The sequence below is a fragment of the Parashewanella sp. 2210YD4-3 genome (assembly GCF_056591735.1).
This window is the reverse complement of record NZ_JBWQOG010000005.1, coordinates 321787-329741: the sequence shown is the minus strand read 5'-3', so window position 1 is coordinate 329741 and position 7955 is coordinate 321787. Positions and strand designations below refer to the sequence as shown.

At 37.1% G+C, this 7955-nt stretch carries 5 protein-coding genes; 3 read left to right on the top strand and 2 right to left on the bottom strand.

The window, feature by feature from the left end; genetic code table 11:
* Window positions 1–94: 94 nt before the first annotated feature.
* Window positions 95–2902: a hypothetical protein gene (locus AC1EU0_RS10320; protein WP_480302310.1), complete on the bottom strand. Its 2808-nt coding sequence runs from the start codon at window positions 2900–2902 to the stop codon at window positions 95–97.
* Between the two features lie 208 nt (window positions 2903–3110).
* Between AC1EU0_RS10320 and AC1EU0_RS10315 the strand changes: the two genes are divergently transcribed.
* Window positions 3111–3500 (top strand): hypothetical protein, encoded by a 390-nt coding sequence (locus AC1EU0_RS10315; protein ID WP_480302309.1) that lies wholly within the window; start codon window positions 3111–3113, stop codon window positions 3498–3500.
* Between the two features lie 192 nt (window positions 3501–3692).
* Window positions 3693–4190, top strand: coding sequence for a hypothetical protein (locus AC1EU0_RS10310; RefSeq protein WP_480302308.1), 498 nt, complete (start codon window positions 3693–3695; stop codon window positions 4188–4190).
* A 219-nt stretch (window positions 4191–4409) separates the two neighbouring features.
* Here the strand turns inward: AC1EU0_RS10310 and AC1EU0_RS10305 are convergent, their stop codons facing one another.
* Window positions 4410–5477 carry a 3-deoxy-7-phosphoheptulonate synthase gene (locus AC1EU0_RS10305; RefSeq protein ID WP_480302307.1) on the bottom strand — a complete coding sequence of 356 codons (1068 nt, stop codon included), beginning with the start codon at window positions 5475–5477 and terminating at the stop codon, window positions 4410–4412.
* Window positions 5478–5829: 352 nt separating this feature from the next.
* Here AC1EU0_RS10305 and AC1EU0_RS10300 point away from each other — a divergent pair, with 352 nt between their 5' ends.
* The gene (locus tag AC1EU0_RS10300) at window positions 5830–7911 is read left to right on the top strand and encodes an ankyrin repeat domain-containing protein (RefSeq protein ID WP_480302306.1); all 2082 of its coding nucleotides are present in this window, start codon (window positions 5830–5832) and stop codon (window positions 7909–7911) included.
* Window positions 7912–7955: the final 44 nt, after the last annotated feature.

Sequence of the window (7955 nt, the reverse complement as noted above, 5' to 3'; positions counted from 1 at the left end):
CAGATAAGTCGTTAGTTCAGTCCCTTTTTTATAAATACTCTCACAACTTATGATATTAAATTCATACCAAAGTTAATATTCAAGCCATTTATTCTTACTGTAAAAAACTAGATTCAAATTCGGTGTATGCAGCTGGTAGGCTGTTCAGGAAAGGCTGAGGATGATGAGTAATCTTGCTATATGAGTAGCTATGTAAATACTCTTTATGGCCAGTAGAATTAACTCGTGAAAAGTAGTTTCTTAATACTTGCTCTAAATCCTCCATTAAAATTGGAGAATCTAAATCGACACCTTTCCAGCACAAAATGGAGTTGTCTAAAGAGAAAAAGGCATACAAATCATAAGCTGGTACTTTCTGTTCAGCTTCAACTCTTTTTTTTATATGAAAAGCTACGCTTTTAACGCTTTCTGGTCCACAACGATACTCATTTGCAGTAATTAGTAGTTCGCCTTCTATCCTTAATGCAGCAAAAAAATCAGGATCTAGTTTAATCTGATCGCACAAAACAATTTCTTTGCGTTCTGCAAGATAGGTTTCCCTATTTTCATAGTACTCCAAAACTAAAACCGATAAATAACTATATGTTTTTGTTTGCTCAATAAAGGGAATAAATTTAAAAGGGTTTGACTGGTGTCTACAGTAAATACTAAAAAGAATTGCTATGCCGTAGGGGGCCATGTGTGGAGGGTAAGCTTTTAGTGCTGTATGCGGTATAGCGCCTTGAGAAGTTACACTTAATGCTTGTTGGGAATTTCCTTCTTCAATTGGGAATTGCAACGGTAGTGAATGGTAGCGTATTCGATTTAAGCTTCTTTGTTTATCAATTTTGGCTTGGACATTCAAATCATGAGGGCAAATTAATGAAGTTGAATAAGATAGGGCAAGGCTTTGTATTCTTTCGTTATCCCTAAGGTCGAGACTACAATGCTGCCGCAGTATATCAGGATGCTTTAAATAGATAACGGTGAGAATACGGTATGGTCTATTTTCAGGCTTCAATGAATTTACTTCTACCTTCTTTAAAAATTCAGTCGCTAGTTCACGTTGCCAGCAGAGAAATTCCAGAGCGTTTGATGCGGCAGCACAATCACTCTCGTGTAGTCTGCTAAATAAGTTAACTGGTATGTCATTCCAGATTTCTTGTGCTAGAACTGGCCATTCACAAGCTAACAAAGCTTTTAGGATGAAGCTTAATTGAACTCCATGTTCTTGTGCATATGAGAGAAAAGTTACTGCTTTTTCTTCTGTATCGAGACAAGCGCTTGCTATGTCATATTGATCGCCTTCGTGTTCGAATTTAGTATTGGAATTTATTGCCCCAAGCATTTCAGGGTGAAATTGAGCTACTTGGGCAAAAGCTTCTGGTTCTAGAACGGATGAAAGTTGGGTAGCTGTACTAAGGTCTTCCTTGATTGCAAATATGGCCATCTCATATTGACAAAATTTACCAGATTTACCAGATTTATCTCTTATTGCTGCAAGCACTTCTTTTTTGGGATATGGATGATGGAGAGTGCACAGTTTTCCTGATAAAAGTTCCATCCTGTGTTTCTGTGCTAATTCTTGTAATTCTTTAGTTTTTTGTACCAATCTAGGCAATTGTACATCGTGGTTGGTAGCGAATTGTTGCATGTCATCTGTTTCATCATCTGGTAGAGCGCACGAAAGTTGATCCACTAAACTAAAAATATGCACGAATCTTGGTTTTTGTTGTTTAATTTGGCTGGCTGTTTGTTGCTTAAGAGTCTCACTTTGTCTAAAGACATAAATACAACGTATTCCAGCTTTACACAGTTGAGTAGCTTCAGAATTGGTAGTTAATAAAGTGCTTTCCTTACCTATTGGGACATAAAAAGATTTATCTATTTCATGTTGTAGCATCAGTTTGAGTGTAATACTGCATAATTCAAAGTAATGAGTAAATAACCTTGGTTCAGCTGAAAGTTGCAGCATTAGATCTAATACTATCGTGAGGTTTTCTATTTTCGGAATACTGGGAAGCTGTACTTGAACTTCTTGAGGTTTATGTTGAGTAAGTAGATTAGCAATTGTGCTTAAAATGCTTGCACTCTTAGGCCGTTCGTTTTTGACTAACTCTTTTTCTCTAGGGACAAGCATAGAATGATGTAATATATACTCGAAAAAATGAGTACTTCCTGAAGAATTAATGAATGTCAGTTTTGGATAATGCTTCGTGAAAAGCTGAAAGACTTCTTCTAAGGAGTAACTAGATGCGAATTCACCTTTAGTTAGTAAATCATATAAAGTTTGTCTTTCTACTGTAGAAACGTCAGGCAATTTCCAGCGAAACAAGGTTTGTGTCAATTCAGGAAAGGTTTGATGCAATAAAGCTAATTCATTGCAATTTAGTTTAAAGGCATCATAAAAGCATTCGAAGCCTGTCCTTTTATTCATACGGTGCCCTATGCTGTCAAGCAAGCTTTTCATCATCTCTTGATACTGCTTTAGATGACTAGGATTTGCCGTACAAAAATTACCTATCCCTATAATTAACCTGTTTACTTTGGCTTTTGTGTGTGGCTCAAAATTGTCATCATCCCACTTATGACTTGTGAATATATTATATATAATAAATTCAAATAGTTGAGGTTTGGCAAGAGTTAAGCTTAATAAATCTTCATTTGTTAGGCTATATAAAAGAGCTGGAAAGTGGCGTTTCTCTTTACTACTTTCAACGAAAAGGGCGATCTGTAATCGTTCATCCATATTGTGAGAATTTAGTAACCTTGAAAGCTGTCTTTCTAAATGCTGAGGAAGAAAGCCGTGATAGTCTCTAGTTTCCCGCTCAATATCAGATTGCAATTGACAAACCCTTTGTGAATAAACTGCTGCGTATGGGGGAGGTGTTAAAGAAGTGCTATCTGCTTTTAAACTCATCATTATGTCTAGCTGCAATACTCCAAGAGGTTGATTTAAGTTTATCTGAAAGCAGGGTGAAGTTCGTTAAACATGAGTGAATATTTATTTATCTTAGCGTCAGTTCTGTATAACGAATTTAGATTGAGTGGCTTGTATTTAAAAGGGTTAAAAACTGTATAATAAAAAATTGCCTAGCGAATCAAATTAGCATTTTTTAGAGGGAATTATCATGAAAAAATTATTTTTATTGATGCTGTGTTTATCACTATTTGCGTGTAATGCGGAGTTAAAGCCTAATTCGAATGTTCAAGTATTCATTAGTGATGGCGCAAAACAGTGCTTTGGCGGTGGAATGACTTTAAAAGACACAATGAGCCAACTTGAATTGCACGGAATTAAGGTCGCATCATCAACGTGTGGCCAAATTAAAGATATGATGGTGATTGCTCAATGTGGGGCATCAACACTCAATATTAACGTTCATAGCGTAGCTGAGTCAGATTTAGATAAAGCCATACAACTTGGTTTTAAACCAGTTTCAGAGTTAGAGTCTGGATTTGATAAAAGCGAATGCCCTCATTACAAAAGTACTAGAAACAATATAGATTCAACTAAATAGCTTTAGCTTTAGTTATTTTTTAACTGCTACCAGCTTATGTTCAGTAGGCTTGAGTTACTCTCCTCTGTCGTTAATTGAAGTAAATTTAAAGAAACGGATCTAGCTTCAGAAGGTGAAAAGTAATTGCTTTGAAGTTTTATGTACAGTTGCTCAACTCAGACAGCTATATTCGAGAGGTATGGGGTCATAAAAATGAAAGGCTTAATTTTATTCATAACATTGAGTGCGCCTGCTTTAGCTGCAGCACCAGTTCATACTTTTGGGAAATGGAAGGTAATTGGCTCAAATACTGGGTTTGCTACTCTTACACCCACTTCAGAACCAGAAAACTCAATAGTCTTTACACTTACCTGTGATACTACACGCAATTGTGAAATGGCATACACAGATTCTAAATCTTGCCGTACAGGTGCTACCCGCACAGCAAAAATAGTCACAAGTAATGATCATGGTTCATATACTTTTCCCATTACTTTTACCTGCACACCAAGCAAAGGTTGGGCAGATGGTAATCCAAATGAAGTTAATGATGTCAGATACGCTATTACCGGGGGGGATCACTACTACACAGATCTTGATATCTCTTATGAAGATGACTCCAATACGCATAACCATTATTCACTGGTTGGTGGTGCTGATGCCGTAATGTATTTATACAATCGAGGGAATAATTTCTCGTATTCTAGATAAAATGCATAAAACTTTGAGTCATCCTCGCAGTAAAAAAATACTAGTCTAATTGAATGCACGATGCATTATTTTTAGTAAGTTTTTATTATCGTTAGATAGTTGCTACAAACTAATATAACTGGAGATATGTACGGCTCTGAAGTTTTCTTCAATCAGATACCGTACACAAAGTTTTGGAATGGACTTTTCAGGCTGAACTAATGTAACGGAGTTAGGGGATTAGATCTTTTTCAATTTTTCTATTCGGTTTTGACTTGCTTTAGCCAGCTTTTGTAATAGCTCTTTAGTATCTTCCCAATGCAAACAAGCGTCGGTTATGCTTTTTCCGTATACAAGAGGTTGATCAGGAATGACTTTTTGGTTGCCTTCCTCTATAAAGCTTTCTGCCATAATACCTGCAATTGCCGTGCTGCCACTTTCTAGTTGGGCAATGATGTCATCTGCAACATCTAGCTGTTTTTTATGCTGTTTTTGGCTATTTCCATGGCTAAAATCAATGACCATACGCTGGAATAAACCGACATCCTTTAAACCTTGTCTTGCTTTTTCAATGTCTTCAGCAAAATAGTTTGGCTTCTCGCCACCACGTAAAATGATGTGACCGTATGGATTACCAGAGGTTCTTAGTACCGCCATAGCACCATCTTTATCTGGTGAATAGAAAATGTGTGGCACTTGAGCTGCACGCACTGCATCTACAGCAATTTGGATACTACCATTTGTACCGTTTTTGAAGCCAACAGGACAGGATAGTGCAGAAGCCATTTCACGGTGAATTTGGCTTTCAGTTGTACGGGCGCCAATGGCTCCCCAAGTGATCAAGTCAGCAATGTACTGGCCATTCACCATGTCTAAAAACTCAGTGGCAATTGGTAGGTTTAACTCTGTAATTTGCTGTAATAGGTGACGAGCTTTTCTCAAACCTTTATTTGGACTAAAGCTACCATCTAAATCTGGATCTGAGATCAGTCCTTTCCAGCCAACAATAGTGCGCGGTTTTTCAAAATAGACTCGCATTACGATACAAAGATCTTGTTTTAACTCATGGTGTAGGACTGCAAGTCGTTTAGCGTAGTCTAAAGCCGCATCGGTATCATGAATTGAGCAAGGACCGACAATCACTAGTAAGCGTTGATCTTTTCCTTCAATGATAGCTTCTACTTCTTTACGTTGTTGAAGCAAGTACTCAGCTGCATGAGTCGTTAGCGGATACTCTGATGCTAACTGTGCAGGTGAAATAACCTTACAAAGTAATGAGGTTCGTAATTCGTCGGTTTTGATGGTCATTAATAATCCACTTGAAAAAACAGCTTGATAGCAAAACTTAGCGAATTATATCTAAACAAAGTATTAAGCACAGCGAAAATTTTAATAAAACGGGGATAGATGAAGAAATATTGATGCACTCGAGAAATGGAACGATTAAATTTTCATATCAAAGCAGTACAAATTTGAGCCGGTTAAGCCGGTATGAATTTTAAAATATAGCTTTTGTATGTGATTAATATTCGTTCACATTTCAGTTTTGCCATGAACATTTTGGTATTACTCTAGTCAAAACAAAATTCGATAAAAATTGGCATAACTGTGGTTGTTAAGTTTTCTTAGTTTCTATTTATAAATATTAAGGTTGTACGTTATGGCAAGCTCGGCTGCAGTAGCAACATCAGCTCAAACTTCAACGGTTCAACAGACTGGTAGTGCTTCTGGCAACGGAATGTTGTGCTATTACACAGCGGGAAATCTATATTATTTAGAGTTTCGTGATCAAGAATATCGAATGTCTCGAGGCTATGCAGAGCTGACCAGTAAACTCAAACAACAAGTTGAACTTAGTTTCCAAATATTTAATGGAAGTCCTGACCTTGAAAGTAGTGCTACTTGTTCATTAGACATATCGCTAGACGTCCATCGCTACCCTGTGGTTGGGAAAAAGGCAAATGGCTGGCAGGTAAAGTTCTTAAATAGTGATAAATTACCAGAGGCAATATCCAATTCAGTTTCTTTTGTGGACGATAGACTTAATAACCCTCAACGAGCATTTGAACTTACCAAAGCTATTCTTCGTAATGAAGAAGCCAAGTTGCAAAAACTACTCATAAAAGGGGTTTGTGTAAATTATGTCGTTAACAGTACTAATTTTTTTGTGAAACAGGATGATGCAGGACACGAACACGGTTTTACGAGAATTAAGCGATCTAACGACTATGATTTAGTTCAATGGGGGAATAAGAAGAAATTCCAGTTTAAGGAGTTGATTCCTATGGTGGCAACACCTTTGCATCTTGCTGTAGTACTCGAATATCCCAGAATAATAGCTCATTTGATTAATGCTGGCGCATCTTTAAATTTTACTGATAAAGATGAAAATACCCCACTTGTTTTAGCGTTAAAGGCAAAACAATATGATTTATTACCGCATTTGCTTAAGGCCTGTAACCCGACCAATGTCAACCTTGCAGATAAGGATAAGTTGACAGCCCTGTTCCATGCTGTCAAAGCAAATAAAGTAGACGTTGTAAAAGAATTGCTTAAACGAGGTGCTAGTTGCTCTATAAAAAATCCACAAGGTGATACTCCACTTCATCTTGCAGTGGAACTTAAGTATTTAGCAATAGTTCAAGAAATACTTAAAGTTGATGCAAAGGCCGCTTTAATAAAAGATAAGAAAAATTGTACTCCATTTTATAACGCTGTTGATAATCAATCCCAAGAGTTAATTGAAGCCTTTATAAAAGCGAAAGTAGATGTGAATGCACAACATTCAAATGAAAACTCTTTGGTTTCTTGTTCGGTAATGAAGGGAGCAAAGGCAGCTGAGGCAGCGGTTAAGTCGTTGATTGCAGCTGGCGCGAATCCATTTTTAGTAATCGAGAATGGCAAACCAGCAGTGGCTCTAGCAATAGAGGGTCGTTTGTCACGGTATAGTTCAGCAATGTTTGATGCTGTAATAAATGTTCCCGATGGACAATTCAAAGATAAAATTGCCCAAAATCTCGAACACTTTTATCAAATGGCTAGGGAAGTAAGTAATTTATATGTCATGTTATCAGTTGTTAAAAGAATAGATAGTTCCCTTTTTGAAGCAAAAGTCAACGAAATTTTGATAGCAGCCATACACGCTGGAGATCAGGGAATAATTCAGAATGCTTTGAAGGTTATGCAAAACAATGGCGCAAATGTGCCTTGCTCTGCAATTGAGGCAGCTATTTCTAAATTCCTTTTATTAGATTTTGAATGTGTGCAAAGGAACCCTTTATATGTTCTTGTATCTGCGCCTAACTGTGATTACTCAAGTGTTAGGAGAGGGCAAGGGGGAATTATCGCTGTTGTGAACTGGTCCTACTCAATACTTAATGAACGTCAAAAGGCATTAGCTTGTAGAGTCTTTATTAAAGTAGCACTAGAGAAGGGGGATCTAGATATCTTAATCAAGAAATTTGGCGAACTAGAGACCTGGCAGTATTTAGATAGAATAAAGGATTCAGACCTCAAAGAAGATTATCGTGAAGCTGTTCACGTGTTGACTCAGCGCAAACGTGAAAAAGAATTGAAAGCAATAGCGCAAGAAAAAGAGTCAAAACTTGAACCAGAATTCCTTCTAGTTGATGAAAGAGATGCCCGAGTTCAAGTACAAAAGCAAAAGAAAAAGCAAGTACAAGAGCGAGGGCAGGTTTTGGTAAAAGCTAATGAAACTATTGAACTGAATGATAAGGTGTAAATAGAAAATCAATGTGCAGAAGGAGAATCCTGCAAAAAGCAATG